The following is a 26,813-nucleotide window of genomic DNA, read 5'->3' on the forward strand; positions in this document are numbered from 1 at the left end:
GGCAACCGCTGGGCGCCCGCTGAGCAAATGCTCAGCGCCCGCTAGAAGCGGATCGCGTCAATGACCTTGACGCGAATGGCCACCAAGGCCGGGATAGCCCCGGCGAGGGCGCCGACCAACACGGCCGATCCCAACCCCAAAAGCGCTGCTTCCACAGGGAACGCCGGGTAGGCCTCCAGTCCGGGAGCCACTTGCGCCTCCACCAGCGGGTTCTTCACGATCGCCACTGCCAACATCACCCCGAGCGCACCGGCCACGGTGGTGCCCACCACGGATTCCATCATGACCCCGGTGAAAATTCGGCCCGAGGTGGCCCCGAAACTACGCCGGATACCGATCTCGCGCACCCGGTAACGCACGGTCACCATGGAAATATTCAGCAGACCCACGGCACCGAGCAACAGAATAAGCGCCGCAATCCCGGACACCGCAATCTGAATGACAGCAAATGGATCACCATAGGCCGCATAGTCACTGCGATAAACCCCCACGTGTGCGCCCGGGAGCTGCTGCATGAGGTCGGCGTTGAGAACCTGGACCAGGTCCTCAGCCATCCCGTTGGGCACCCAAATGCGCAGCTCCTGCCCGCCGCCATAACCGTCGCCGCCAACACCCACCGCCGCAGCAGCCTCCGTCAGCATGAACGCCTGCGGCATCGCTTCCGGATACTGATTCGGCATAACCCCGATGATCACGGCCGTGGCGGGCTGCTTGCCCAAGATCCCCACCCGGGGTTCGGTGACCAGGTTCGGCCGTCCCGCAGCCGAGTAGAAAGCCTCATTGACGACGACGGCGGGAGCCAGCCGCTCGGCGTCGTCCGGGGCGAACCACGCACCTTTGGAGACGTCCACCCGGTGGATGGTGCCGTAGGGCGGGTCCACCACCATCAGCTCCACATTTTGCACCCCACTGGGGAATTGGAATCGGGCCTGCGCCTGCTGCAAGTGCGATGCGTGGTTAAAGCCGTAGCGGTTCACCACGGCGTCGAGGATTTCATTGACCCGTGCAGCATCAGGACTCTCGGCGCCGCTGGGATCGGTGTAAATCGAGACGGAGAGTGTGGCTTCGCGGCCGCCGTTACGCTCAGAATCGAGCCGGATTCCTTCGCGTGCCAGGTTCCCAACACCCACTACGGTAGTCAGTACGGCGACGGACAAGGCCACCCCGATCAACGCCAACAGGACCCGTGTTTTGTGGATGCGCAGCTCGGACCAGGCCTCGACCATGGCGGAAATGAAGGCGGTCATGCGCCAGCTCCCATGAGGGCTGCGGCGGTGGGAATGCCGTCGGTACTAGAGAGCACGCCGGCGTCTAGGCGGTAACGGGTGCGTGCGCGCGCTGCCACGTTGTAGTCATGGGTAATGGTAACCAAGGCTGCCCCGGATTCCGTGGCGATGGTATCCAGCAAGTCCATGACGGCCTGGCCGGTCTCCACATCGAGGGCTCCGGTGGGTTCGTCGGCGAGGATCAGCCGCGGCCGCCGGACCAGAGCCCGGGCAATCGCGACGCGTTGCTGCTCACCGCCGGAAAGCATGTGCGGTTGGGTGGCGGCGCGGGCAGAGAGCCCTACCCGATCCAGCATCTCCATGCCGAGTTCATTGCGGCGCCAAAACTCCTTGCGGCTGGCGTACATCAGCGGGGTCACCACATTTTCCAACGCTGTGCGCCCCGGCAACAGGTTGAACTGCTGGAAGACGAAACCAATTTTGGATCCGCGCAGCTTGGCTCGGGTGTTATTGCGCAGCTTTTCTACCGGAGTTCCGGCAAAGCGCATCTGTCCGCTACTGGGGACATCCAACAAACCCAGAATGTTCAGCAGCGTGGACTTGCCGCAGCCGGATCTGCCCACAATCGCAGTGTGATCGCCCACCCGGACATGTAGATCAACACCACGGAGAATGTGTAGCTTTTCGTCATCGGGCAACACCACGGTGCGGGTAACATTGCGCAGATCCACCAACGGTAGGTCTGCCTGATCCGGAGACGCTTCGTCCGGAACTGATGCGGGACGCAGTTCATTGCTGATATCACGGTCATCCCTGTCGCCAAGGGCAGTACGGTCATTACGGTCGCTACGGTCTTCGAAGATGCTGGTCATCCTCAGCCGCCCATCATGCCGTAGCCGGACATCTGACCCTCAGGTATCAGGGCGTCAGTGCCGGGTACAAATTCCAGGACTTGCTCTCCCTCGGCGAGGCCGGAGGCGATTTCCACCTGGCTGCCGTCGTTGAGTCCTAGGACTACTTCGCGTTCCTCGGGGGCATCGCTGCCGTCTACGGATGGAATCCAGACAATGCCATTTTGGACGCTGCCCTTTACTGCCGTTAGCGGCAAAGTCAGCACGTCCTTGGCCTCGCCGGCCGTCAAAGTGATGGTGGCTCCAAGTCCTGGGAACACGGACACATCTGTTGGAACGGCACAACTGACGTGCCCAGTTCCGGTATCGGCCCCGGTGCCGGGCATGACGCCCAGGTCTTGGGTATTTGCAGCGGGAGCGTTGGCTGGTGCGTCTGCATTGCTGAGCTGTACATTTTGGCAGTTAAAGGGTGCCGGACCATTGGTAACGGTGCCCGTGGCGGTGGTCGGCTTACCCATGAGGCGGAATTGCTGGGCGGTTGTCAGCGAACCGCTGATGGAAAAGGTGCCGGGGCTGATGGTTCCAACACTCTCGCCAACACTCGTATCTTGGTTCATCAAAACGGTGAGTGTGTCCAAGGTGCCAGCCGCTGTGGCCAGCACATCGGTGTAGGAATAGGTGGGTCCAGGCGCTGGCCGCGACGCGCCAGAGTCCTCATCATCAGAGTCGTCCATGACCACGGTGGACGGCTCGGGCATCACCTCGCTGCGGATCTGAAAGATCCGCTCCCCCGCAATGAGCTGCGCACCGGACTCCACGAAGAAGTGCACCACCTTACCAGCAGCGGTGGAGCGCACCGGCACAGCGGAGTCGCTTTCTACGGTTCCGGTCAATTCCACGGTATTGGTCACCGTAGCGCGGCTTGCCCCAATGACCGGCGCTTCAATACGCGCTTCGGGAAAAATCTCTTCACTGGTGTCACTGAGTCCATCAATGAACGCAATTTTCACGAGAGCCACCGCAATGATACTGAAAATCAGAATCCAGACGATGGGAAAAACGACACGACGCAGCACACGCATACTTGTTTACCTTCCGAAAATCTCCCCACAGATCCCCGAACGGAGAAGTGTCCCGATTAATCTACCCGACGGCACAGCAACGAGACCCTGGCCACACTCCGCCTGTCCATATGACGCACCATTCAGGGTCAAATACTGGCCAACTGGCCAGTCAGCGCAGGAGGGTACGGAGCTCTTCGGTGCTTGAGACCGGCCGGGCACAGCTCAGCGAACGGCACACATAGGCCAACGGAGCACGATCTGCCAACGCGCGTCCGTGTAGCAGTGGCACGGATGTGGCACTGCTGCCGTCCCAGACAGCAATGACCATGCCCGGGGAAGCGGCTGCCCAAGCCGAACGGACCAACGCTTCCCGGTCCGTGCCGGCCGCACCCACCACCGCCACTTCCAGCGGCCCTGCCTGCAACGCCTCAGCAACAGCTAATAATCCCCCGGCCGATCTCGGCGCCCGCCGGGCCAGCTCCGGCAGCGTGGCCAGTAAATGTCCTGCCAGATCCCTGTGCCGGGTAGATCCGGTGTAGGCCGCCCACGAGGTGAAAGCTTGCGCCAACAGGGCGACTCCCCCGGCCGTGGCGTTATCAAAGGGATCCGCGAATCGTGAACCCTGCACGGCAGCGGCTGCCCCACCAGCACGTGCGCTAGCAGAAACACCATCACCATTGGAACCGTGATTGAGCACCACGCCGTCGACGATGAACTCCTGCTCCGCGACGCGCACTAGCTCGCCAGCGAAGTCAAACCACCGCGTCTCGCCAGTGGCTGCGTACAGTGTCAGGTATCCGTTGGCGCAGGCGGCGTAGTCCTCTAGGAGGCCCTTGATGCCGCGTGCCCGGCCATTGTGCGATACTCGCGTCAGCGCTGTGTCCCAGTGGACCGCGTAGAGATATTCACCGAGTTCGGTAGCGGCCACCAACCATTCCGGTTCCGCCAAGACCATGGCTGCCTCGGCCACTGCGCCCATGAGCATGGCGTTCCAGGAGGCCACCACTTTGTCGTCACGGGCAGGCATGGTGCGATCCCGCCGGGCAGCCAGGAGGGCTGGCTTGAGCCGTTCCCACGTGGCCTGCTCGCCAGCGTTCAGCTCGCGTCCAGCATGCAGCGGATGCGATCCATGCGGGCCAATAGTCAACATGGCCGCCGCTTCTGCCACCAGTGCCGCCGCGTCAGCACCCTCAGCATGATCAGCATGATCAGCACGGAAATGTTCTAAAGCTGCCACCGTCAACTCCGCTTGGGTCCAGGTGTAGCTGGCACCCTCAGAGTGGACGCCGTCAACAACCGTGTCAGCATCCAGCGAGGAAGCAAACGCCCCGCTGGGCAGCCGCATCTCCGTCAGCAGCCACGCCACCGTGGACCGGACGGCATCACGAGCCTCGGCAACGCTGAGCGGGGCAATACCACCGGCATGTTGGACGTTCAGCGGTTCCTGGCCAGGGGTGTCCTCGGCCAGCCGGATCCAGTGCACCAACGCTTGCAGCAGCCCGGCGTTGTCGTACAGCATCTTTTCGTAGTGCGGCTCGGACCAATCCGCCGTGACACTGTAGCGCGCAAAACCGCCGCCGAGCCGATCAAAAATAGCCGATCGCACCATGGCTCCCAGCGTCCGGCCCGCCACCCCCGCAGCCACCGGCGCTGTTGGCGAATCAGCCACCGCATGCCGCAATAAAAATTCCAGCGCAGGAGTTGGCGGGAACTTTGGCGCGCTCCCCAACCCGCCGTGGGCCAGATCCTCAGCTTGCGCCATGGCCGTCACCGCCGCTGCGGTAGCTTCCGGCCACGGGTTGGCAGGTATTTCAAGTTCGACGCCGGACACCCCCGCAGGCGTGCGGCCCACCGGAGTGGCACTCACCTGCCATAGCGGCCGGGACAGTGTTTCAGTGAGGTCGTTGGCGGTGGATTCCACCAGCTCGCGCCGTTCCTCCCAAGCCTCGTGCACAGCGGCTAAAACCTCCCGGAAAGAGGGCTGGCCGGGGGATGATTCCGGAGCAAAGTAGGTTCCGGCGTAGAAAGCTCTACCGTCCGGAGTCAGGAAAACACTCATGGGCCAGCCACCCTGACCGCTCAGTGCCTGAGTGGCTGCCATGAAGGTATCGTCCACATCGGGGCGTTCCTCACGGTCTACCTTGATGGAGACAAAATGCTCGTTCAGATAGGCGCCAATGGCAGGGTCCTCAAAGGACTCCCCCGCCATGACATGACACCAATGGCAGGCGGCGTACCCCACGGAAAGAAAAATGGGAACATCGCGTTCCACCGCCTCGGCAAAGGCAGCATCGTCAAAGGGCTGCCACGCCACAGGGTTGTGGGCGTGCTGGCGAAGGTAAGCACTTGGTTCACCTGCCAGCCGGTTCATGCCTGTGGCTACTTCTGGCCCTGCGTGGACGTCGAGTCTGCATCAGCGGCCGAAGGAGAGTCCCCAGCTGGCGCGGCACCCAAGGTGCTGGCATGCGCCGGATCCTGCGTGCCGGCGTCGTTCTTCTGCGCATCAAGTCCGGTGTCACCATCAGGCTCAACGTCCTGGTCGCGGAAGGCGTTCTCATAGCTGGCGGCTTTCATATCCTTCTCGGACATGATGGGGATGCCCATGTACTCGGTGGGGCCCCCGGACTGGTTGTCCTCGACCTGCGCGCGGTAACGAACGCGGCGAACGCGCTTGACCATGTCCCGGATGAGGAAGAACATGATGAGCACAATGCCGAAGGTCATGACGAAGCCCAGCAGGCCAGGGGTGATTTGATCTTCGTTCAGGCCGGGGCGCAGGCCGGGCTGCGTGGGGATGGCAGGGTCAGTGTTGGCGAGCAAAATCAGTGTGAGCACAATCCATCTTTCGTTTCATCCCCGGCGAACAAGGTGTCAGCGGGAAACATCCACTCTCTATCGTAAGCCAGCAAACAGGTCGTTCTCTGGCAGTGTGGTGGAAACGCGGGACTCAATGAGCGAATAATCCTCCCACGGCCATACTTTGCGCTGCATGGCTGCGCTGACGGCGAAAAAGAAACCGTCGGGGTCAACTTGGGTGGCGTGCGCGCGTAGGGCGTTATCGCGGGCTTCAAAGTAATCCCCGCAGTCGATCTGCGTGGTGGTGGGGTGCTTACTGACGGGCGGGGTGTGGCCCTCGGTGTCCGCTTCGAGCCATGAGGCCAGACGCTCGGCATAGGGTGAGGCCAAGCCAGCTTCTTCCAACGCGAAGTGCAGGGCCCGGAAACGCTGGGGGTTGAACGCCAGATCGTAGTACAGCTTGGACGGTTCCCATGCTGGTCCCGTCCCCTGGTACTTCTCCGGATCCCCGGCAGCACGGAACGCCTCTACGGTGACCTTGTGAGACATGATGTGATCCGGGTGCGGGTAGCCACCATTCTCGTCATAAGAGATGATCACGTGGGGCCGGAAGCGGCGGACCAGGCGTACCAGCGGGGCCGCTGCAATTTCCAAGGGCTTCAGCGCAAAGCAGTTGGTCGGCAGTTCCGGTAGCGGGTCCCCTTCAGGCAGGCCGGAGTCGGTGAATCCCAGCCACTGATGCTGGATGCCCAGGATCTCGGCGGCCTTGGCCATTTCCAGGCGGCGAGCCCCGCCCATGTCGCGGGCAGAGTGCGGGTCCCCCACAAGTGCGGGGTTTTGGATGTCGCCGCGTTCCCCGCCTGTGCAGGTGGCCACCATGACCTCGACGCCGGAGGCCACATAGGAGGCCATCATGGCCGAGCCCTTGCTGGCTTCATCATCGGGATGGGCGTGAACCGCCAAAAGCCGCAGTGGTTCCAGATCTTGACTCTTAGTGCTGCTCACGGAAACTACCTTCGATTCTTCGCTGAGGTGCGGGACGACTATTTTGGGACAAACATTTGGGACAGACCAGTGCGGCCAAAATGGAGGCTAAACTTATCAAAGACCCAACGTCCCTTATGCAAGGGGCGACCGGCCGCGACTACCGCGGAACAGACATAAGTGGATGCAGTGACAAATTCTGATTCTTCGCCAGCTACCAGCCTAACCAATCGCTACGGGACACCCAAGCGCAAGGTACCCAAAAAAACGCAGAAGATACTCATCATCGTGGCGATGGTGCTGTCCGTAGCCTGGGTTCTTTGGTCTGTTATGGGCTCAAATGACGGCGTCACCCAGAAGGATGTCAGCTACAACGTGGTGGATTCAACACTGACCACCGTAGATATAGCTGTGACCAAGAACGCTGACGCCACTGCCCGATGCGCCATGAAGGCGATGGATGACAGCTTCGCGGTGGTGGGTTGGAAAGTTATCACCATTGGTCCCAACGGCAAAGATGTGGGCTCCGAGAACGGCCGCACCACAACTGTGCGCACCGAACTTCGCACGGATTCCCTCGCGGTGACCGGAGTTGTGGAACACTGCTGGATCGTGGAGTCCTGAGCGGGCATCAGCTCTTCTGAGCTGTCCTGGGCTGTGCTGAGCTGTGCTGAGCTGTCCTGAGCTGTCCTGAGCTGTGCAATAAAGCAGCCACGTAACATCCACCACCTCAATTCTTGGGTTTATCTGTCTTATTGACTAAACTGGAACCTATTACCATCTGCCCCGCTTGATTGGTCCTTATTTTAACGGCGCATGGATTGTGCAGCATTGATGTTGCACAGGCATGAACGTTCACGGGATCGACACCGGCGGGGCCTTTGCATTTGTACATTCAAGGAGAACTACGTGCCTACCACTAACAGTGCGCCGTCAGCATGGCTCACGCAGGAAGCCTACGACCGTCTGCAGGCTGAACTCACTCAGATGTCAGGCCCCGGCCGAGCTGAGATTGTCAGCAAGATCGAGCAGGCTCGCCAAGAAGGCGACTTGAAAGAAAACGGTGGCTACCATGCGGCCAAGGACGAGCAGGGCAAGATCGAGGCCCGCATCCGCCAGCTCAGCGAAATGCTGCGTTACGCCCGCGTGGGCGAGGCTCCGGCCGACGACGGCATCGTAGAACAGGGCATGGTGGTTGTTGCCACGATCGCAGGCGATGAAACCACGTTCCTGCTCGGCAGCCGTGAAGTTGGCGCCGGCGATCTGGAAGTCTACAGCGAACGCTCAGCCCTTGGCGCAGCCATCGTGGGCAAGCAGATTGGCGACAAGCTCAGCTATCTAGCCCCCAACGGCCGCAACATTGCCGTGGAGATCATCTCCGCCAAGCCATACCAGAGCTAAACCTCTCCCTTCCCTGCAGGGTCCCAATAGGACTCTGACACAGGGTTTAGGAAAGAATAGGGCCGGGTTTCCATGGGAAACCCGGCCCTTTCTTTGCGTCTTAGGGCACCACGATCGGCGTCTTAGTGCACCACGATTGGCTGGAAGCCTTCGGCTCGCAGCGCTGTCAACACCAATTCACAGTGTTCATGTCCCTTAGTTTCCAGGTTCACGGTGATGGAGACATCGCCCATGGAAATGGAGCCACCCACGCGGGTGTGGTCCAGGCCGGTGACGTTGGCATCATTCTCGGCAATGATGCGTGAGATGGTGGCCAGGGAACCCGGACGGTCATTGAGCATCATCCGGACCGTCATGAAGCGTCCGGCAGCGGCGAGACCACGCTGGATGACTTTGAGCATCAGCATCGGGTCAATATTGCCACCGGAGAGGATGACTGCCGTGGTGCCCGGGTTCTCAATTTTGCCTTCCATGAGGGCAGCCACGCCCACCGCACCCGCTGGCTCCACCACCATCTTGGAGCGTTCCAGCAAGAAGATCAGTGCCCTAGCAAGGGAATCTTCGCTGACCGTAACCACGTCATCAACCAGCTCGCGGATGATGGAGAACGGTAACTGCCCGGGACGGCCCACAGCAATGCCGTCGGCCATGGTGGAGACCTTTTTCAACGGCACCAGCGCATCAGCGGCCAGGGAGGGAGGGTAGGCAGCGGCATTCTCTGCCTGAACCCCAATGACCCGAATCTCCCGGCCCAATTCCTTGGCGCGAGCCTTGACGGCAACGGCCACACCAGCCAGCAGTCCGCCTCCGCCCACACCCATGATGATCGTGTCCACGTTGGGCACCTGATCCAGGATTTCCAGCCCAATGGTGCCTTGTCCGGCCACGATGTCCACATTGTTGAACGGATGCACAAAAACGGCGCCCGTTTCATTGGCGTACCGCTCAGCCTCTGCCAACGATTCGTCCACGTTGTAACCGTGCAGCACCACTTCGGCACCGTGCCCGCGCGTGGCCGCCAGCTTCGGCAACGCCACACCCACCGGCATGTAAATGCGCGCCTTGATGCCCAACGCCTTGGCCGCCACAGCAACACCCTGTGCATGGTTCCCGGCCGACGCCGCGACCACTCCGCGGGCACGCTCCTCGGCCGTCAATTTCGCCATCCGCACATACGCGCCGCGCACCTTGAACGACCCCGCCCGCTGCAGGTTCTCGCACTTGAAAAATACTTCCGAATTGGTCATTCGTCCCAGCGCGCGTGAGCTTTCAATCGGCGTGAGCGCAATAATCTCCTGCAGCAGTTCCCGGGCATTCTCAATATCTGCAAGGGTCACGGGGAGATCGCTGGTAGCGTTCACGGTTCTTTTCTCTTTCTCTACGGAACTTCGGTGGAACTGTTGCACCGCCGGAACTGGCGGGCTCAAAGTGGGGATGCGCGGTTAAGGTTCGACGCCGGATCCTGGCGAAGTGGTCCCGTCAGCTTCGGTGGCACCCGAGGAGGTGACGTCGCTTTTGGTGGCGTGCGCACCGGCGTCGGGCATGGGTTGCGGGAGTCCGTAGAGCTCAATCATCTCGGGATCTTTTTCCCACTGCCGCCCAACTATGTAGCGGATGAACGAATTGGCCACGGCGAGGATCGGCACTGCGAACAGGGCGCCCAGAATACCGGCGATGCCCGAGCCTGCGGCAACGGCAAGGATCACGGCCACGGGGTGCAGCGAGACGGCGCGGCCCATGATGAAGGGCTGGAGCAGGTGGCTTTCCAACTGCTGGACCAACAAGACGATGCCGAGCATGATCAGTGCGTTGACCCAGCCATTGGCCACGAGGGCCAGCAGCACAGCCACGGCGCCGGTGACAAGGGCACCTACCACGGGGATGAAGGAGCCCACAAAGACCAAGACGCCTAGGGGTAGGGCTAGCGGGACTTGGATGATCGCGGCACCGGCACCAATACCAATGGCGTCAACGGCTGCTACCAATATCTGCACGCGGGCGTAATTTCCCAGGGAGGTCCAGCCGCGGCGGGCTGCCCCATCGACGCCAGGGCGGGCTCGCTTGGGGAAGAATTTGACGAGGAAGGCCCAGATGTCTTGGCCTTCCAGGAGGAAGAACAGCAGGATGAACAGGGTCAGTATCAAACCCACCGCGAAGTGAGTGAGGCTGGAACCCACGCCAAGAGCCCCGGAGAGGATGGCGTTGGAGTTGTTCTGCAAGCCCGCCAAAGCCTCATCGAGGTACTTGGTGATCTCAGCATTACTGATCCCCAGCGGACCGGAGTTGAGCCATTCCTGAATCTGAATCAGGCCCTTGATGGCTTGTTGGCTGAGATCGGTGAATCCCACCACCAGCTGACGGCCCACCAGGAACAGTGCACCTAGCACGAGGACAATCAGGCCCACTTCGGCAATGGCAACACTGAGGCCTTGAGGCACACCAATGCCCTTGAGGGTCTTCACAATGGGCCGCAGCAAGGAGGCAAGAAGTGCGGCGATCATAATCGGGATCAGCAAGATGGTGACCTTGCTCAGGAGCCAGATCACCATAGCCGCCACGATCAGCACAATTGCCGCCCGCCACGACCAGGCGGCAGCCACGCGCATACCCATGGGGACCATCGAAGAATCACTCAGGAGCGCACGCTCGTCGTTCAGCTTTTCAGGCGTCATATAGTAATACTTCCCCATCTGGTAAAAATTCGTTAAACCGCGTCCATTAACGCGCGCGGCGCCAGCTTGCTCACAGCACCATTAAAGAGGGTGTCAGAGCACCGAATCAATGCCCCAGTTCATGGTGAATGACTCCCCCGGCGCCAGCCATTGCAGGCCGTCACCGGAGTTGAAGGCGTTGGCCGGACCCGTCATCGGCTCCAGTGCCACGGCCAAGGATCGGCCCGGGAACTCCTCGGTGACGTACACGTGAATGTATTCCACGCTGCCGTCGTGCCACAGACTCACGCTGCGCCCGTCCGCGGCCGAGAGCGTGTGCGAGGCTACGCCGTCGGCCGTCTCAAGGTCTGTAAAGGCGGTATCCATGAGGGAATCAGGCACGGGCCGGCCCTGACGCAACTCATAGCGGCCCGTCACAGCACGATTTCCGGTGGGGATCATGCGCTCATTCGCACTCAAGTAGGTGGCAGCGTGCACCGTCAGCGTCAGCTGCTCGGCCGGGATGTCGCCGAGGGTGAAGTAAGGGTGCGCGCCGAGGACGAACGGCGCTGGCTTGGCGGAATCATTGAGGAGGGTCTGGGTCACGCGGAGGCTGCCGTTGCGCTCCAGCGAGTAACGCACTTGGTGGCGGAGCAGGAACGGGTAGCCGTGCTGCGGATGGATGATGGCCTCCAGCATCACGTGGGCATCGCCCGTTTCCAACGCGTGGTAACCGGTATTGCGTAACAGGCCGTGGATGGCGTTGTTCCGGGGCACCTCGGTGATGTCCAGCTGCTGGGGTTTGCCCTCCAACTGCCACAGTCCGCCATCGATGCGATTAGCGAAGGGCGCCAGTGTGATGCCGGCCGCGCCGGGGGCAATGGCATCCTCGGGGTAGCTCTCCACGAGGGCAACGCCATCCTTGTCATAGTGACGCAGGCCCGCGGCCAGTGATGTCACAATGGCGGTGGCGCCAGCACGCGACAGGGTGAACTGTGCGCCCGTGGCGGGGACATTGGGTGCGCCCGTGGCGGTGTTGTTGGCCGCGCCAGGGGCGGTCTTGGAAGTACTCATGGTGATTAGGCTACTGCCTTCATGGCAAGGAATTCTCCTTCATCTACAAAAAGCTACTGTACAAACACCTCCCTTAATGTAATATTTTGTTTGAAACTGTTTATTTTATTTCGGCCTACTTCTATCGTCGACGCAACCAGGGGTCCTTTCATGCTTGCACCAGAGCGCCAAGCGCGCATCCTCAAGGAATTGCAACTGCATGAGGCCGTGCGTGTGGCAGATATTGCTGCGCTGTTGAACGTCAGCGAAATGACCATCCGCCGCGATATTGAAACTCTGGATCAGAACGGACGGGCACGCAAGATCCATGGTGGAGCCATGCGTCTGGCCCGGCTCAGCTCCCTAGAGCCTGGATTCCTGCTCAATGTTGACAAAGAACTTGTTGCAAAACTGGCTATAGCCAGCGAAGCCATGAAGCTGGTTCAGCCCGGCATGACCTTGGCCCTGACCGGCGGCACCACCACCTACCAACTCGCCGTAGCTCTGGCCGCGGAGCTGGAGCGGCTCCACAATCTGACAGTGGTCACCAACTCCCTCAAGGCTGCCGAGCTGCTTTATCACCACCAAGGAAGCTCGGATCTGAAGGTCATTGTGACAGGTGGCGAACGCACGCCCTCAGAAGCTCTTGTCGGCCCCGTGGCTTGCCGGGCACTCCGCAATCTGAACACCGATATTTGTTTCATGGGTGTGCACGGTCTGGATGTGGACCGTGGCCTGACCAGCCCTAATTGGCTCGAAGCTGATACCAACGCCGCTTTCATTGAAGCCACTACTCGGGTGGTACTGCTGGCCGACGCCTCCAAGTTCCAGGTCCGCTCCCTGGCCGCGATCGCAGCCATCTCCGCCGTGGACACGATCATCACCGATGATGGCATCCGCCCTGCCACCGCAGATTTGTTCGCCGCCCGAGTCCCGAACTTCATCACGGCAGCACAGTACTCCACCACCTCCCCCACGACAGCAACCACTACTTCAACCGCTTCAGCTCCCTCTTCAGCAACCTCTTCAGCAACCTCTTCAGCAACCAGAAAGTCCTCATGACCATCGCCACCAGTACACTCCTCGCCGACGGCCGCGAGCTCATTTATTTTGACGACGGCGCACATGCCAAGTCCCACACTGCCCGCGACACGCGTCCGCTGGATGCCCGGAACGAAGCAAATACCGGCGAGCTGCGTTACGACGCCCTCACCGGAGACTGGGTCGCTGTTGCCGCGCACCGCCAAACCCGCACCTACCTGCCACCAGCTGACCAGTGCCCGCTGTGCCCCACCACCGGCGCAAACCTGTCCGAGATTCCCGATTCCGCCTACGACGTGGCTGTTTTTGAAAACCGCTTTCCATCGTTGGGACCGGCCGTGGGTGACATTCCGGCGAACCCTTCCTGGGGCACCCTGGGCCGAGCCTTCGGCCGCTGCGAAGTTGTGGCGTTCACCCCGGAGCACACAGGCTCCTTTGCCGGCCTGTCAGAAGAGCGTGCCCGCACCGTCATTGATGCTTGGGCACACCGGACCGAGGCGCTGAGTGCCCTGCCCGGCGTCAAGCAGGTGTTCCCGTTTGAGAACCGCGGCCAAGACATTGGTGTGACCCTGCACCACCCGCACGGGCAGATCTACGCGTACTCCTATGTGCCGCCGCGCAGTGAAGTCATGGCCGCTGCAGCCCGCATGTTCTACGACGCTCACAACGGTGCGGCTACCTTGCTCGGCGACATTGTCAGCAAGGAATCTGAATCCGGTGAGCGCATGATCGCCCAAGGTGAGCACTTTAGCGCCTATGTGCCCTTCGCCGCGCACATGCCGTTGGAAATCCACTTGACCCCACACCGCCATGTCCCGGACTTTGCCGCACTCAACGACGCCGAACGCGATGAGCTGGCAGTCATGTACCTGGACGTGCTGCGCCGCCTGGACAACCTGTATGACACTCCCACTCCTTACATTGCCGCGTGGCACCAGGCGCCGCTGGATTCGGTACTGCGTCCCGCCGGCCGTTTCCATTTGGAGCTCACCTCGCCACGCCGAGCCGCTGACAAGCTGAAATTCCTGGCCGGCTCAGAGGCAGCCATGGGCGCCTTCATTAACGACACCACCCCGGAACAGGTAGCTGCACTACTGCGCAACACCCCCGGCACCCTCACCCCGAAAGCAGATTTGGTATGAGCCAGTCCATTAATACAGCCGAAGTTGCTGCAGCCTTCACCGAAGCCTTCGGCTCAACTCCCGACGGCGTATGGGCCGCCCCCGGTCGCGTGAACCTGATCGGCGAGCACACCGATTACAACGAAGGCTTTGTGCTGCCGTTCGCCATTGACCGCGCCGCCGCCGTGGCCATCAAACTCCGTGATGACAACGTGGCCCAGCTGCGCTCCAGCTACGGTGAGGCCCCCACCGTCACCGTCAACTTGGACACGCTCTCCCCAGAGACCATGCAGGGTTGGACCGCCTACCCGCTGGGCGTTGTCTGGGTCATGCGCCAGATGGGTATCACCATTGGTGGCTTTGACCTCTTTCTCCACTCCACTGTGCCTTCGGGTGCGGGCCTGTCCTCCTCGGCTGCCATCGAGTGCGCGGTGGCCACAGCGTTCAACGAATTGGAATCCGCGGGACTCAGCCTGAACGAGCTGGTGTTGGTTGGTCAGCGTGCCGAGAACGAGGTGGTGGGCGCCCCGACCGGCATCTTGGATCAGTCCGCCTCGCTGCTATCCACCGATGGACATGCGGTTTTCCTGGATTGCCGCACACAGGAATCCAATCTGGTGCCGTTGGATTTGGCGGCTGCCGGGCTGCTGATTTTGGTCGTCGATACCAAGGTCACCCACGCCCATGCCACTGGCGGATATTCTGCCCGCCGCGCCTCCTGCGAGCTGGGCGCACAAGTGCTCGGAGTGTCGGCGTTGCGAGATGTTTCCGCCGCGGATCTGCCCGAGGCCGCTGGTCTGCTGGATGAAGAAACGTTCCGCCGTGTGCGCCACATTGTCACGGAGAACCAGCGCGTGCTGGACACCATCGAGGTATTGGATGGCTCCGGTCCGGGCGCTATTGGCGAACTCCTCACCGCAAGCCACGTGTCAATGCGCGATGACTTTGAGATCTCTTGCCCCGAGCTGGACCTCGCCGTGGACACCGCACTGGCTCACGGCGCACTGGGTGCCCGCATGACAGGCGGTGGTTTTGGCGGGTCTGCCATCGCCTTGATTCCGGCGGCCGAAGAAGCCACGGTGCGGGACGCCGTCGTCCATGCCTTCGCTGAGGCGTCTTTCACGGCGCCGGACATCTTCGCCGTCTCCCCCGCACCAGGGGCACGCAAGATCAGCTAGAGCTTAACGAACAAAGGGCCTCGGCAGGCTCGACCTTGATGGTCGAGCCTGCCGAGGCCCTTTTGTCTTGGCGGGGACTAGCTCTTGAAGTCCGCGTGCGCCTGGTGTGCCGTGGCGATCAGCTCCAGAATCTCCTCAGATTCCGGGTGCTTGTCACGGTACTTAATCTCCATGGCTGCGATGGTCTTTTCCTCGTTCATGAGCATGCTGTAGACGCGCTCACGTTCGTTGATATCTGCCGTGTAGTCCAGATCCATGTAGCTGTTGGCGTGACGACGGGCGTTGTTCAGGACCGTCTGCGCCTTGCCGGACTTGCTGACCAGCGACGCAATGATGGTGACCGCAAGGACGCCGATGATGACCGTCAGAGAGAGCCCGGTGGAGATCTCGAAGACGGGAACGTGCTCGCCGCCGTTGATAAACGGCAAGTTGTTCTCGTGCAGTGCGTGCAGGACCAGCTTGACGCCGATGAAGGCCAAGATCGCGGCCAAGCCGTAGGCCAGGTAGATCAGGCGGTCCAGCAGGCCATCCAGCAGGAAGTACAGCTGACGCAGGCCCATGAGGGAGAACGCGGTGGCCGTGAACACGATGTACACGTTCTGGGTCAGACCGAAGATGGCCGGAATCGAGTCCAATGCGAACAGCAGGTCGGTGCCACCAATGGCCACCATGACCAGCAGCATCGGGGTAAGAACCTTCTTGCCGTCAATCACGGTGACGAGCTTGTCGCCGTCGTACTTGTCAGAGGTGTTGAAGAGACGCTTAGCGAGACGGATGATGAAGTTATCCGCGTCTTCGTCGCTGGCGCTATCCTCGCCCTTGAGCAAGTTTCCTGCCGTGATGAGCAAGATGATGCCGAAGATGTAGAACATCCAGGACCAGGTGTTGATCAATGCTGCGCCGGCAAAGATGAAGCCGGTGCGGGCGATCAGGGCGAAGACAATACCGAAGAGCAGCACCTTCTGCTGATCCTCGCGCGGGACCTTGAAGCTGGCCATGATGACTAAGAAGACGAAGAGGTTATCAACACTCAGGGCCTTCTCGGTAATGTACCCGGCGAAGTATTCTCCACCCATGGTGTGTCCGCCAAGGACCCAAACGATGATGCCGAATACGACGGCCAGTCCAACGTAAATGGAGGACCAGACTGCGGCTTCCTTCAAGGTGGGGATGTGCGCCTTGCGAATATGGAAGAAGTAGTCAAAGGCCAAAAGGGCCAAAATCACCACAATGGTAATGCCCCAGATCAGGGGGGAAACGTTCATGAGCTGCTTTCGCTAGTTGTCGAACAATGAAGGGTGCGGGTTTCCATTGCGGCAACGCCCAGCCGCAGGGGCCGGGCGTTGCAAAAGGTAAGAAGGGAGAAGGGGCTAATCATTGCCCCGGAGGATGGCCAACAAGCGCAGGATCTCTACGTAGAGCCACACCAGCGTCACTGTCAGGCCAAAGGCGGCCGTCCAGGAGTACTTGGTGGGCACTCCGCGCTGCACACCCTGTTCGATCGAGGTGAAGTCCACAATCAGGGAGAACGCGGCCAAGCCGATGGCGAACAGACCCAAAACGACGCCGAAGGGAATGTTCGTGCCCGGGATATCCATGCTGCGGACACCCCACGGACTGTTGGTGACGTTGAAGATCATCAAGAAGAAGTTGATCAGGGAGAACAGCGCGTAGCCGGCCAGCGCGATGATAAAGAATCGGGTCATCTTCGGCGTGGCCCGGACCTTGGCGTTGCGGAACAGCACCAGCGTCACGAGGAATACGCTCAGGGTACCCAACACGGCCTGGATGACAATGCCCGGGTACATGCCCTCAAGCAGTCCCGAGATCCCGCCGAGAAACAAGCCCTCGAAGAGTGCATAACCCAGAATCAAGAGCGGGGATGGCTCCTTCTTGAAAGAGTTCACCAGTCCCAGCACTAGGCCGATGATCATGCCCGGCCACATCAGTGCCGGAATCATCCAACCGACAGCGGCGCCCACGAGGACCATCGTCAGCGTGAAGACAGTCTTCATGATGACGTCGTCGTAGGTCATGCGGCCGGTCTGCGAAGCATTGGCTGAGGGCTTGTTGTACATGTCCTGCAGCTGCTGCGCCGAGAACTGGGCTTGGGCCGATATGGTGTCCGCGCCAGCGTTGACGTGACCGCGGTAGCCAGCGGGCACCTCTTTGAAGTTCTTGTTATTGGCAAATACCGGGTTTCCACCAAGAGCCATCGTGCCTGTGCCTCCAAAATAGGGGGGTAATTGTTCCTTGTACTCTATCAAGTCAAGCGTTTCAATCCGCTATTTTGTTCCATGCAGGGCCAATTGCCAGTACGCTGCCAGCAAACATTCACCAACTGTTCACATTGGGCTCAGATTCTGGCGTTCGGGCGCTGGGGCGCTGGGCGCTGCGGGCCGAGTGTCCCTGCTCTTGCGGCCCGGAAGTTCACCTGACGAACATTTCCGGTCACTTTGGGGCCTTAGCTGTGCGTTAAGTGGACAGTCGCCGCCGATAACGCCGACTCCACTCCCCCCACGGCACCGAAATGAAAATCGACCCGTCACATAATGACGCTTAGAAATTTCTGAGCGTCATTATGTGACGGGTCGATGGCGGCGAACCGCATTTTGGTACCCCAGGTCGGACTCGAACCGACACTGAACAGATTTTAAGTCTGGTGCCTCTGCCATTGGGCTACTGGGGCTGATCCATCAGGACCGTTACTGGCTCCTGTCAACAATACTGGATACGAGTCCCACCCACGAAACCGTGGGTCAGCGTGCGTTGAAAGGATCGGCGTAACGGAATTCTCCGTGGGTGCCCGGTTGGTGATTTGCCAGGGCCAACGCCATGAAATGCGAACCCCACGACGGATCCGGGGAGACAATGCCTAGGGAATCCGCCGGCACAAATCCGAAGCGCGGGTAGTAGTCGGCACTGCCCAAAAGCACCATCGTGGACTCCCCCATCGCATTGGCGGCCTCGATACTGGCGTTCATCAACGCGGTCCCAACCCCCTGGCGTTGGTACTCCGGTTGAACGGCTATGGGGCCCAATCCCAACGATTCTTGGTCACCGATCCATGCCCGGGTGGTGATGACATAGCCCAAGATCTCGCCCCGCACCGACTCTGCCACCAAGGACAGGGCTGGCAGATACTCTCGGGAGGCAAATAGACCACGCAACAATTTAGCCTCTACCGGTTCGGGAAAGGCCGCTTCCACCACGGCAAGGATCTCGGGCCGATCATCTGCCCGCTCGCGTCGAATGATCATGGCCCCAGCTTAGCGTCCCGCACTGACACACCCTTTGGCCCGGCAATCGGCAAGCAACAACCAACAAGCAACAAGCTCCGCCGATCCCCTTAAAGTCCGACGCCGGCCATCCCCAGAAGGTGGGGTGACCGGCGTCGGGCGTTGCTTATTGGGGAGGACTACTTTGCAGTAGCGTCTTCCTTGACTTCAGTGGATACAGTTTCAGCAGAAGCAGCAGGAGCGGCCGGAGCAACCGGTGCCGGAGCAGCAGCAGCAGGCTTGGGCTTGGGCGTTGCGGCCGAGACGAAGGTGGCGCGCGGCTGAGTAAGGTTTTCCAGCTGAGCCAGGTCGCGGCTCGTGATCATCGTGACAAACCAGCCCATCAGAACGCGGATCTTGCGCTCCACTGTCGGCATGGCCAGACCGTGGTAACCGCGGTGCGCCAACCAAGCCAACGGGCCCTTGAGCTGGATGCCCATGATCTTGGCAACACCCTTCCACTGACCGAAGCCTGCAACAGCGCCGAGGTTCTTGTGCTTGTAACCCTTCAGCGGCTTGTTGAAGCGGCTGGCCCACAGGTTCTTGGCCAGACGCTTGGCCTGACGCAGAGCGTGCTGAGCGTTCGGGACGCAGGTACCGTCGGGCAGGCCGCCGGTAACATCCGGAACAGCTGCAACGTCGCCGGCAGCCCAGGCGTTCTCGATGACACCGAATTCGCCGGAGATCTGCAGGTTCACGTTGGTGGAAACGCGGCCACGGGCTTCGATCGGGAAATCGGTGGAGCGAACCATGGGGTTAGCCATGACGCCGGCAGTCCAGATCAAAGTATCTGCGTCAAACTGCTGAGCGAGGCTCTTGTCCGGCAGGTTGATGAGCTTGATGTTGTTGTCCTCAGCGTTATCCAGCGAGGTGTTCAGCAGAACCTCAACGCCGCGGCTGCGCAGGTGCTCCACAACCCAGAGTGCCTGAGCTTCGGTGACCTCGGGCATGATGCGGCCCATGGCCTCAACGAGTACGAAGCGCAGTTCGGACTGGTCAACGCGGTCGTTCAACTTGACGGCTGCGCGGGCCATGTCTTCGAGCTCGGCGATGGTCTCGATACCGGCGAACCCGCCACCAACAACCACAAAGGTCAAGTTGCGCTTGCGCGTCTCGGGGTCGGTCTCCGTGGAGGCCTGCTCAATGAGGGAGAGAACCTGGTTGCGCAGTGCAACGGCTTCTTCAATGGTCTTGAGTCCGATACCTGATTCGGCCAAACCCTTGATGGGGAAGGTACGTGTAATGGCACCGGCAGCCATGACCACATCGTGGTACGGAAGTTCAATGGGGGCGCCACCGTCGGCCGGAGCAATAACGGCCGTGCGGTTTGCGTGGTCAATGCTGGTGACGGAACCCTGAATGAGTTCGGTCTGCTTCAGGTGCTTACGGTGCGAAACCACAGCGTGGCGTGCCTCGATGTTGCCGCCGGCTACCTCGGGCAGGAACGGCTGGTACGTCATGTAGGGCAGGGGATCAACAAGGGTGACGATGCCACCGGACTTTGCGATCTTCTTCTGCAGGTTGAAAGCCGTGTAGAGGCCGACGTAACCGCCGCCAACTACAAGGACGCGCGGGCGTGCTGAAAAGGTAGGAGTGATTGCCATACCACCCATACTACATTTCTTTGTGAAAATATTCACTAGCTTGTTACTGTGACCCGTAACTCAAATATCTTCACGCACGACGCCGGCACTAGTGTTTGTGTTTGCTGCCTGGCCGTGGGCGCCGGGAGGCTTCGGTGTCCGCAGCGTCTTCCGTCCCAGCGGACGATTCCTTGGCTGCCGGGACGGGGCCGGCACCAGCGTCGCCGACACCAGCGGCGCCGACAGCGGCGCCCGCGGCGCCAGCCCCATCTCCAGCGTCCGGGACCGCCCTAATCTTGCGCCGCACCACCAGTAGATGGGTGCTGCCCGCAGCAAGAATGAGTGCCAGGAGCCCTACGGATCCCAAGATCAGCGTCTTGGGCAAGGAACTATCGAGTTCAAAGCCTTCAATGGCCACCGGCGCGCTCGCGTCGGTCAGTGTCGGTTTGGGTTGGGGCATGGTGGTGGCAGTAGCGCCGCCGTTAGTGGGCGGAGCTGCCACGCCGCGTCGGTGGACGCGGATCCATTCAGAAATGCTGCCCATCGGGTTCGCCGTGACTTCGGGAACTTCGGCCGTCAGCGCAGCCTCAGCATCAAGAATGCCGTAGCCGTAGATAGCGTTCGGGACGCCCTCACCTTTGGGTTTGGCCGTTGAAATGATCCGGTTGATGACTTGGGCGGCACTCATCTGCGGATACTTGGAACGGATCAGAGCCGCCACTCCCGAGACGATCGGCGCGGCTCCACTGGTTCCGCTCCAGCTGGCGTAGCCGCCGCCTGGCAAACCGCCGGCCAGGTCCTCGGCCGGGGCGCTGACGCCGATGCTGATGCCTTGTGAGGAGGAGTCGACGCTGGCCGCGCCGTCCTTGTCCAGACCTCCGACTGCCAAGATCCCGGGAATTGTCGCCGGTGCGCCGACTTGTTCGCTGCCGGATTTCCGGTTTCCAGCGGCCGCCACAATCACCACGTCGTTGGCTTCTGCGTAGGCAAAGGCGTCGTCCCAGCTCTGCGGCCAGGCCGTGGAGGTGCTGCCCAGAGACATGTTGATGACCTTGGCGCCCTGGTCAACGGCCCAAGTCACGGCTGCCGGAATCTGGTCGTCGATATTTTTGCCCGACGGGTTGTCGCTGCCGAGCCATACGGAAATGCTCAGCAGTTCGGCTTTCGGGGCCACGCCGATGACCCCGTCAGGTCCGGCGCCCACGGTTTCTTCAGGTTTGGCGGAGGCACTGGCTTTGGGCGTGCCTGTTGACGGCGTGGCGGTGGGGGCGGCGTGGCCGCGACCAGCCAGCATGGTGGCTACGAGTGTGCCGTGCTCGGGTTCGGCACCGATCCCCTTGTTCCCCTTCTCGGCACCTCCTCCGGACATGTCGATCCCACCCACCACGGCACCTTTGAGGTCCTTGTGGTCGGTGTCTATGCCGCTGTCAATGATGGCGACTTTCACGCCTTCACCTTGGGAGACTTTCCAGGCCTTCACAATTCCGGACTGCGCCAGCCAGTACTCCCGGTTGCGGATGTCATCGGCCTGCGCAGCTGTAGCGCCAGCCATCAGCAGCGAACCAGCCAGGGCAAGCGCCATCAACGCGGCTGCGGTTTTACGCAACCGTGGGGCTAACTGCATGGGAGCTCGTTTCCGTAAGAAGGCCATTCCAAGTGAAGGCGGTGTGGCTGGAGTGTGCGGCGTAACTGTCAGTCTCGGGCTGCGCCCAAGGCAATTCCGTCAAGAATATCGTGTTCACTGGTGGTTGCCGATTCCACCCTGCCGCCACTGAGCTCCGCGAGGTTGCGCAGCACGGTGCGCCAGATCAGCGCGCCCGCACCGATCACGTCCACCCGGCCCGGATGCATAAAGCCCAATTCCGCCCGCTGAACCCGCGTCATGGAAAGTAGTGAGGACGCTGCGGCATCCACAGTGTCCAGAGGCACGACGGCGGCATGGATCACCTCGCTCTGGTAGCTTGCCAGCCCGAGGGCATGGGCGGTGATGGTGGTGATGGACCCTGCCACTCCCACCACCTGATCAATCTCGGCCAGGGGCACCACAGCGAGAACTTCAGCAAGTTTCTCCTGCACAGCTGCTTCGGCCAAAGAAATTTGCTCTTCAGAGGGCGGGTCAGCCTGCAAGTACCTTTCGGTAAAACGAACACAGCCCATGTTGGTGCTCAGCGCGCTCAACACGCCGCTTCCATCGCCCACCACGAACTCGGTGCTGCCGCCGCCCAAGTCAACCACGAGGACTTTTTTCGTACCCAGGGCCGGCAGCACGGAGACAGCGCCCGAAAAGGACAGTGCAGCTTCCTGCGCGCCACTGACTACTTCCGGTTCCAAGCCCAAACGTTCCTTGATGCCTGCGACGAACTCGTCCCGATTACTGGCGTCGCGAGTAGCGCTCGTAGCCACAAAACGTACCCGCTCTACGTTATTGGCCGCAATGATGGCGGCGTAGTCCTGGACTGCGGCGAAGGTACGGGCCAAGGCCTCGGGAGCCAAGCTGCCGGTGACATCAACGTCTTGCCCCAACCGAACCACCCGCATTTCACGGTGCACATCGCGCAGTGACTGGCCGCCGTCAGGCTGCTCTGTCACATCGGCAATGAGTAAGCGGATGGAGTTAGTTCCGCAGTCGATGGCTGCAACGCGCATGGTCTGGCCTTTCAAGAATCGGGAGTGGCGGAAGCTTTAGACGTGCTAGCTCCCGTTCGGGTGCTAGCTCTCGTTCTGGTCTTGATTCTGGGTCTGGTTCAGGTGCTTGACGTGGCGGCTCAGGTCCTTGTTGGGTACCGGTGCAGCGTGATCCCAGGCACCGTCGCAATAACAAGAATCTGCGGTCCACCACTGGGCTACCCCGGCCAGCGCTTCATCGCCGAGCGGGTTCACGCCGGGGCCTTCGGCAAGGGCGTGGCCCACCAGCACGTGGAGGCATTTGACGCGGGTGGGCATTCCGCCGGCGGAAATCCCTGCAATTTCAGGCACCGGGCCGGTTCCTGCGCGTTCACCAATAGCTTCGCGAGCCGCAATGTAGCTCTCGTGCGCTTTTTGGTAGGCAACAGCCAGCTCAGTGTCTGTCTCTAGCCGTTCGCTCATTTCATTCATGAGTCCAGCAGCTTCCAAACGCGAGGCAGCGGCCGTCAATACCGGATGCGTTAGGTAAAAAGTGGTGGGGAACGGGATGCCGTTACTGAGCCGGGGTGCTGTTGCAGCCACCAGCGGATTGCCGCAGATGCAACGCGCAGGGATTTCAACCACGTCACGCACGGGCCGGTTAAGCTGGCGGCTGAGGGTGTCAAGATCGTGCTGGGTGGGAATGCGCCCGGTCGAGGCGGAGCTGGTGGTTTCGGGCACGGGCGGGCCTTTCATAGAGCTGTTGTGATGCGATAGGCCGCTGGGGCCATGGTGTTCAACCTGTAATTTTAGCCTGCCCGGTGGCAGACCACTTTCAAGGCGCAGCTTGCTAGGGCGCAGCCGGCGCGGCTGGCACGGGCGCTGGCACGGCGGGGGCTGCAGGTGGAGCAGTCTCAGCTGGGGCTACCGGTGCGGCCGGGGCTTGAACTTGAGCTGACTTCTTCACTGATTCCCACAGGGTATCGACCCAGGGGTCTTCTGTGACTTCGGTGGCTTTCTTGGCGGTGGTCGCCTCTGCAGCGGCCTTAGCGGCAGCTACAGAATTCTGGGCGCTCTCAATGTCCTCGCCGCCATAAACCCAGTAGCCGGTTTCACCTGGCATGAGCATGCTGACTCGGTCCCGGGCCTGCTGCTTGATGTAGGCCGGATCGTCCCACCGTTGGAGCTCTGATGCGTAGGCGTCCTGTTGGGCCTGCCGGGCTGTAATGTCTTCGCGCAGTTGGGCGATTTCGGTTCGCTGGGTGGCGAAGGTGTGCACATTCGGTGCGAGCAAGATGGTGACCACACCCATGGTGATACCCAACACAATCAGCCGGCCAGAAAAGGATCGAGCCGGAACCGGGCTGGTGCCGGCCGGATGAATCACACCATCTTCGCTGGTGCGGCTTTGAGATTTACTGGTGGGTTGGCGTTCGCGCTTGTCAGCCTTGGTGTTGGTGGGTCGAGCTCCTGAGCCAGGTGTCGTCGTCGTACGTTTCGAGGCAGGTTCGACGGCGGGAGGCACCTCTGGGGCACCCTTGAGTCCGGAAGTGAACTGTGCTTTGGGCACTGAGGGCCGTCGTGTGGCCATGCTTCTCCTCGGGATCTCTGCCGGTAATTTGTCTCGGCTCCATCATCAAACGCTATCGCACTAATGGCTGCTTTTTCACAATCGCTAGCTCAGTGCAGCGCAGTGATAAAGGCGTTTAAAGCACAAGGCCGCGGTAGCTGAGCCAAGTGTGGATTCCACTTTAGTCAGCCGCCGCGGCCTTCGTTGCTATTTAGCCCTTGAAACGCGGGAACGCGCTGCGGCCTGCGTAGCGTGCGGCGTCGTCGAGCTCTTCTTCGATGCGCAGCAGCTGGTTGTACTTGGCAACGCGCTCGGAGCGGGCCGGGGCACCTGTCTTGATCTGACCGGCGTTGGTGGCAACGCAGATGTCAGCAATGGTGGTGTCTTCGGTCTCGCCGGAGCGGTGCGAGGTGATGGTGGTGTAACCGGCGCGCTGTGCCATGGAAACAGCATCCAGGGTCTCGGTCAGTGAACCGATCTGGTTGACCTTCACCAGCAGCGAGTTGGCGGTTGCCGATTCGATGCCGCGGGAAAGACGCTCGGGGTTGGTGACGAAGAGGTCATCGCCCACGATCTGAACCTTGTCGCCAATGGAGTCGGTCAGGGTCTTCCAGCCTTCCCAGTCGTCTTCATCCAGGGGATCCTCGATGGAAACGAGCGGGTAATCGGCAACGAGCTCAGCGTAGTAAGCGCTCATCTGGGCAGCAGTCAGTGCCTTGCCTTCGAACTGGTAAGCACCTTCCTTGTAGAACTCAGAGGAGGCAACGTCCAGGGCCAGTGCAACATCGGTGCCGGGCTTGTAGCCTGCGCGCTCGATCGCGACCATGATCAGATCAAGGGCTGCACGGTTGGACGGCAGGTTCGGCGCGAAGCCACCCTCGTCACCCAGACCGGTGGAGAGACCCTTTTCCTGCAGGACCGACTTGAGGTTGTGGTAGACCTCAACACCCCAGCGGAGGCCTTCGGAGAACGTGGAGGCACCCAACGGGACAACCATGAATTCCTGGATATCGACGTCGGAGTCAGCGTGTGAGCCACCGTTAAGGATGTTCATCAGCGGCACCGGCAGAACGTGTGCGTTGGGGCCACCCAAGTAGCGGTACAGGGGCAGTCCGGCGGACTCGGCAGCGGCGCTTGCAACGGCGAGCGAAACACCCAAGATGGCGTTGGCGCCCAGCTTGGCCTTGTTGGCGGTGCCGTCCAGTTCCAGCATGACGGAGTCAATCAGACGCTGGTCGGTAGCGTCCAGGCCCTCAATCTCGGGGGCAATAACTTCCAGAACAGCCTCGACTGCCTGCAAGACACCCTTGCCCTGGTAACGGTCTTTGTCGCCGTCACGGAGTTCCACTGCCTCGAAGGCACCGGTGGATGCACCGGAAGGAACGCCTGCGCGGCCCATCGCACCATCGGTTAGCAGAACTTCAACCTCAACGGTCGGGTTTCCGCGGGAATCCAGAATTTCGCGTGCATGAATGGCTTCAATAAGTGCCACGTATTGCTCCTAATAGTCAGCTTTGTAGTGTAATTGTCGACCACGCTGTCCCCCCAATCGTAGCCGAAAGCGTGATTGAGCACTCATTGCTACGCTCTCGGCGCCATTGCGGTGCTTGAAGTGCGCCTCGGCTGCGCTCCCGCGTGCAGGCAGTTCACTTTTGTGTGCCGGCGGTTCGTTCAGGCTTGGCCTTGGAATTTCCTCACTGCCAGACGCAAGGCCCGTTCTGCATCAAGGTCTTGTTTGTGCGCTTGTTGTACGACGTCGAACAGCACCTTCCCGAGCTCTTCTTCAGTTTCGATGGGGCTGGGTACGCTTTCCGCAGGTTCGCCCACTGTGAGCCCTGCTCGCCGGGCGCGCTCCACCGATTTCTGCGCCATAGCGAGGGCCGGCAGTGACGCCGGAATGCCGGCAAACGGCCCGGTTGTCCCTGGGTTTCCTCGTTTAGCTTCTACGGCCAGGTCCCGTGCCTGTGCACGTTCCTGGGCTTTGACGCGTTCCCAGGTCTCCTCGATTTCGGCGAGCGTGGCGGGGAAACTCTCCTGCAATGTGCCGTCGGGTTGGAAGACATGCGGGCTGCGTCGGATCATTTTTTCGCTCAGTCCACGAGCCACATCGGCTAGATTAAATTCCCCGGTTTCCTGAGCCAAGCGGGAGTGGAGCACCACTTGTAGCAAGATGTCGCCCAATTCGCCGGAAATCTGAGCGGAGCTGCCGGTTTCCAACGCCTCAATGAATTCGTGGGCTTCCTCCACCAAGTAGCTGGTGAGCGATTCGTGGGTCAGTGCGCCGGTCCACAGGCAGTGCTCCCGGAGGGCGTCCACCACATCAACAAGGCGGGGCCGGTCCAAAGTGGGGTAGAGCGCCCGACCATTCGTCTCTCGCATTGAACCCGGTGTTTCGTCCAGATTCTTTCCCCA

General features: G+C 60.9%; 24 protein-coding genes and 1 tRNA gene. 5 read left to right on the top strand and 20 right to left on the bottom strand.

The genetic code is table 11. The features are described from left to right. Positions 1 to 41 precede the first annotated feature (41 nt). The 6 genes from ACX80D_RS13155 to mca form a co-directional block, all read right to left on the bottom strand. Positions 42 to 1,247 (bottom strand): ABC transporter permease, encoded by a 1,206-nt coding sequence (locus ACX80D_RS13155; protein ID WP_459323192.1) that lies wholly within the window; start codon positions 1,245 to 1,247, stop codon positions 42 to 44. Next, on the bottom strand, positions 1,244 to 2,098 hold the full coding sequence (locus tag ACX80D_RS13160) for an ABC transporter ATP-binding protein (RefSeq protein ID WP_459323194.1): 855 nt from the start codon (positions 2,096 to 2,098) through the stop codon (positions 1,244 to 1,246). Before ACX80D_RS13160 ends, ACX80D_RS13155 begins: the two co-directional genes overlap by 4 nt. A 2-nt stretch (positions 2,099 to 2,100) precedes the next feature. Continuing rightward, a complete protein-coding gene (locus ACX80D_RS13165) occupies positions 2,101 to 3,159 on the bottom strand; it encodes an efflux RND transporter periplasmic adaptor subunit (RefSeq protein ID WP_459323195.1) in 1,059 nt (352 codons plus the stop codon). Positions 3,160 to 3,310: 151 nt separating this feature from the next. Next, complete coding sequence (locus ACX80D_RS13170) at positions 3,311 to 5,512, bottom strand: thioredoxin domain-containing protein (protein ID WP_459323196.1); 2,202 nt, start codon at positions 5,510 to 5,512, stop codon at positions 3,311 to 3,313. An 8-nt stretch (positions 5,513 to 5,520) separates the two neighbouring features. Continuing rightward, positions 5,521 to 5,976, bottom strand: coding sequence for a hypothetical protein (locus ACX80D_RS13175; protein WP_459323198.1), 456 nt, complete (start codon positions 5,974 to 5,976; stop codon positions 5,521 to 5,523). Between the two features lie 57 nt (positions 5,977 to 6,033). Beyond that, positions 6,034 to 6,942: a mycothiol conjugate amidase Mca gene (gene mca, locus ACX80D_RS13180; RefSeq protein WP_459323199.1), complete on the bottom strand. Its 909-nt coding sequence runs from the start codon at positions 6,940 to 6,942 to the stop codon at positions 6,034 to 6,036. A 168-nt stretch (positions 6,943 to 7,110) separates the two neighbouring features. Here mca and ACX80D_RS13185 point away from each other — a divergent pair, with 168 nt between their 5' ends. After that, on the top strand, positions 7,111 to 7,545 hold the full coding sequence (locus ACX80D_RS13185) for a DUF4307 domain-containing protein (protein ID WP_459323201.1): 435 nt from the start codon (positions 7,111 to 7,113) through the stop codon (positions 7,543 to 7,545). Between the two features lie 285 nt (positions 7,546 to 7,830). Next, complete coding sequence (greA, locus tag ACX80D_RS13190) at positions 7,831 to 8,322, top strand: transcription elongation factor GreA (RefSeq protein WP_459323202.1); 492 nt, start codon at positions 7,831 to 7,833, stop codon at positions 8,320 to 8,322. A gap of 122 nt (positions 8,323 to 8,444) precedes the next feature. Here greA and ilvA read toward each other — a convergent pair whose 3' ends face one another. The 3 genes from ilvA to ACX80D_RS13205 form a co-directional block, all read right to left on the bottom strand. Next, complete coding sequence (ilvA, locus tag ACX80D_RS13195; protein ID WP_459323204.1) at positions 8,445 to 9,683, bottom strand: threonine ammonia-lyase; 1,239 nt, start codon at positions 9,681 to 9,683, stop codon at positions 8,445 to 8,447. A gap of 81 nt (positions 9,684 to 9,764) precedes the next feature. Beyond that, on the bottom strand, positions 9,765 to 10,994 hold the full coding sequence (locus ACX80D_RS13200) for an AI-2E family transporter (RefSeq protein ID WP_459323206.1): 1,230 nt from the start codon (positions 10,992 to 10,994) through the stop codon (positions 9,765 to 9,767). A gap of 93 nt (positions 10,995 to 11,087) precedes the next feature. After that, positions 11,088 to 12,047 carry an aldose 1-epimerase family protein gene (locus ACX80D_RS13205; RefSeq protein WP_459323207.1) on the bottom strand — a complete coding sequence of 320 codons (960 nt, stop codon included), beginning with the start codon at positions 12,045 to 12,047 and terminating at the stop codon, positions 11,088 to 11,090. A gap of 150 nt (positions 12,048 to 12,197) precedes the next feature. On the opposite strand from ACX80D_RS13205, the gene ACX80D_RS13210 reads away from it, so the two are divergent. The 3 genes from ACX80D_RS13210 to galK are packed head-to-tail and all read left to right on the top strand — an operon-like array spanning position 12,198 to position 15,366. After that, positions 12,198 to 13,088, top strand: a complete 891-nt coding sequence (locus ACX80D_RS13210; protein WP_459323209.1) for a DeoR/GlpR family DNA-binding transcription regulator — start codon at positions 12,198 to 12,200, stop codon at positions 13,086 to 13,088. Then, positions 13,085 to 14,209: a galactose-1-phosphate uridylyltransferase gene (gene galT / locus ACX80D_RS13215; protein WP_459323211.1), complete on the top strand. Its 1,125-nt coding sequence runs from the start codon at positions 13,085 to 13,087 to the stop codon at positions 14,207 to 14,209. Before ACX80D_RS13210 ends, galT begins: the two co-directional genes overlap by 4 nt. After that, positions 14,206 to 15,366: a galactokinase gene (gene galK / locus ACX80D_RS13220; RefSeq protein ID WP_459323213.1), complete on the top strand. Its 1,161-nt coding sequence runs from the start codon at positions 14,206 to 14,208 to the stop codon at positions 15,364 to 15,366. Before galT ends, galK begins: the two co-directional genes overlap by 4 nt. Before the next feature lie 77 nt (positions 15,367 to 15,443). On the opposite strand, the gene ACX80D_RS13225 is transcribed toward galK, so the two are convergent. From ACX80D_RS13225 to ACX80D_RS13275, 11 genes are all read right to left on the bottom strand, one after another. Beyond that, a complete protein-coding gene (locus tag ACX80D_RS13225; protein WP_459323215.1) occupies positions 15,444 to 16,631 on the bottom strand; it encodes a TerC family protein in 1,188 nt (395 codons plus the stop codon). A gap of 105 nt (positions 16,632 to 16,736) precedes the next feature. After that, the gene (locus ACX80D_RS13230; protein WP_459323216.1) at positions 16,737 to 17,582 is read right to left on the bottom strand and encodes a Bax inhibitor-1/YccA family protein; all 846 of its coding nucleotides are present in this window, start codon (positions 17,580 to 17,582) and stop codon (positions 16,737 to 16,739) included. A 397-nt stretch (positions 17,583 to 17,979) separates the two neighbouring features. Continuing rightward, positions 17,980 to 18,055: transfer RNA gene (locus ACX80D_RS13235), tRNA-Leu, on the bottom strand. 70 nt (positions 18,056 to 18,125) lie between these two features. Next, entirely contained in the window at positions 18,126 to 18,626 is a 501-nt protein-coding gene (locus tag ACX80D_RS13240) for a GNAT family N-acetyltransferase (protein ID WP_459323218.1), read from the bottom strand. Positions 18,627 to 18,784: 158 nt separating this feature from the next. Next, entirely contained in the window at positions 18,785 to 20,248 is a 1,464-nt protein-coding gene (locus tag ACX80D_RS13245) for an NAD(P)/FAD-dependent oxidoreductase (RefSeq protein ID WP_459323220.1), read from the bottom strand. A gap of 88 nt (positions 20,249 to 20,336) precedes the next feature. After that, complete coding sequence (locus ACX80D_RS13250) at positions 20,337 to 21,851, bottom strand: S8 family serine peptidase (RefSeq protein ID WP_459323222.1); 1,515 nt, start codon at positions 21,849 to 21,851, stop codon at positions 20,337 to 20,339. 68 nt (positions 21,852 to 21,919) lie between these two features. After that, entirely contained in the window at positions 21,920 to 22,873 is a 954-nt protein-coding gene (locus tag ACX80D_RS13255; RefSeq protein ID WP_459323224.1) for a Ppx/GppA phosphatase family protein, read from the bottom strand. A gap of 63 nt (positions 22,874 to 22,936) precedes the next feature. Then, a complete protein-coding gene (locus tag ACX80D_RS13260) occupies positions 22,937 to 23,587 on the bottom strand; it encodes a DUF501 domain-containing protein (protein ID WP_459323225.1) in 651 nt (216 codons plus the stop codon). 94 nt (positions 23,588 to 23,681) lie between these two features. Beyond that, positions 23,682 to 24,422: an FtsB family cell division protein gene (locus ACX80D_RS13265; RefSeq protein WP_459323227.1), complete on the bottom strand. Its 741-nt coding sequence runs from the start codon at positions 24,420 to 24,422 to the stop codon at positions 23,682 to 23,684. A 190-nt stretch (positions 24,423 to 24,612) separates the two neighbouring features. Next, complete coding sequence (gene eno, locus ACX80D_RS13270) at positions 24,613 to 25,893, bottom strand: phosphopyruvate hydratase (protein WP_459323229.1); 1,281 nt, start codon at positions 25,891 to 25,893, stop codon at positions 24,613 to 24,615. Between the two features lie 179 nt (positions 25,894 to 26,072). Then, complete coding sequence (locus tag ACX80D_RS13275) at positions 26,073 to 26,780, bottom strand: MazG nucleotide pyrophosphohydrolase domain-containing protein (RefSeq protein WP_459323233.1); 708 nt, start codon at positions 26,778 to 26,780, stop codon at positions 26,073 to 26,075. Positions 26,781 to 26,813 lie beyond the last annotated feature (33 nt).

Source organism: Arthrobacter sp. Sr24, from assembly GCF_054511175.1.

Bases quoted from the DNA above. Each gene is read 5' to 3' on its own strand.
- ACX80D_RS13170 (WP_459323196.1), bottom strand. From the start codon at position 5,512: ATGAACCGGCTGGCAGGTGAACCAAGTGCTTACCTTCGCCAGCACGCC.
- ACX80D_RS13230 (WP_459323216.1), bottom strand. From the start codon at position 17,582: ATGGCTCTTGGTGGAAACCCGGTATTTGCCAATAACAAGAACTTCAAA.
- ACX80D_RS13240 (WP_459323218.1), bottom strand. From the start codon at position 18,626: ATGATCATTCGACGCGAGCGGGCAGATGATCGGCCCGAGATCCTTGCC.
- ACX80D_RS13265 (WP_459323227.1), bottom strand. From the start codon at position 24,422: ATGGCCACACGACGGCCCTCAGTGCCCAAAGCACAGTTCACTTCCGGA.
- ACX80D_RS13155 (WP_459323192.1), bottom strand. From the start codon at position 1,247: ATGACCGCCTTCATTTCCGCCATGGTCGAGGCCTGGTCCGAGCTGCGC.
- ACX80D_RS13225 (WP_459323215.1), bottom strand. From the start codon at position 16,631: ATGAACGTTTCCCCCCTGATCTGGGGCATTACCATTGTGGTGATTTTG.
- ACX80D_RS13160 (WP_459323194.1), bottom strand. From the start codon at position 2,098: ATGACCAGCATCTTCGAAGACCGTAGCGACCGTAATGACCGTACTGCC.
- ACX80D_RS13205 (WP_459323207.1), bottom strand. From the start codon at position 12,047: ATGAGTACTTCCAAGACCGCCCCTGGCGCGGCCAACAACACCGCCACG.
- ACX80D_RS13210 (WP_459323209.1), top strand. From the start codon at position 12,198: ATGCTTGCACCAGAGCGCCAAGCGCGCATCCTCAAGGAATTGCAACTG.
- ACX80D_RS13250 (WP_459323222.1), bottom strand. From the start codon at position 21,851: ATGCAGTTAGCCCCACGGTTGCGTAAAACCGCAGCCGCGTTGATGGCG.
- ACX80D_RS13245 (WP_459323220.1), bottom strand. From the start codon at position 20,248: ATGGCAATCACTCCTACCTTTTCAGCACGCCCGCGCGTCCTTGTAGTT.
- ACX80D_RS13165 (WP_459323195.1), bottom strand. From the start codon at position 3,159: ATGCGTGTGCTGCGTCGTGTCGTTTTTCCCATCGTCTGGATTCTGATT.
- galT (WP_459323211.1), top strand. From the start codon at position 13,085: ATGACCATCGCCACCAGTACACTCCTCGCCGACGGCCGCGAGCTCATT.
- ACX80D_RS13275 (WP_459323233.1), bottom strand. From the start codon at position 26,780: ATGCGAGAGACGAATGGTCGGGCGCTCTACCCCACTTTGGACCGGCCC.
- ACX80D_RS13260 (WP_459323225.1), bottom strand. From the start codon at position 23,587: ATGAAAGGCCCGCCCGTGCCCGAAACCACCAGCTCCGCCTCGACCGGG.
- ACX80D_RS13200 (WP_459323206.1), bottom strand. From the start codon at position 10,994: ATGACGCCTGAAAAGCTGAACGACGAGCGTGCGCTCCTGAGTGATTCT.
- galK (WP_459323213.1), top strand. From the start codon at position 14,206: ATGAGCCAGTCCATTAATACAGCCGAAGTTGCTGCAGCCTTCACCGAA.
- ACX80D_RS13255 (WP_459323224.1), bottom strand. From the start codon at position 22,873: ATGCGCGTTGCAGCCATCGACTGCGGAACTAACTCCATCCGCTTACTC.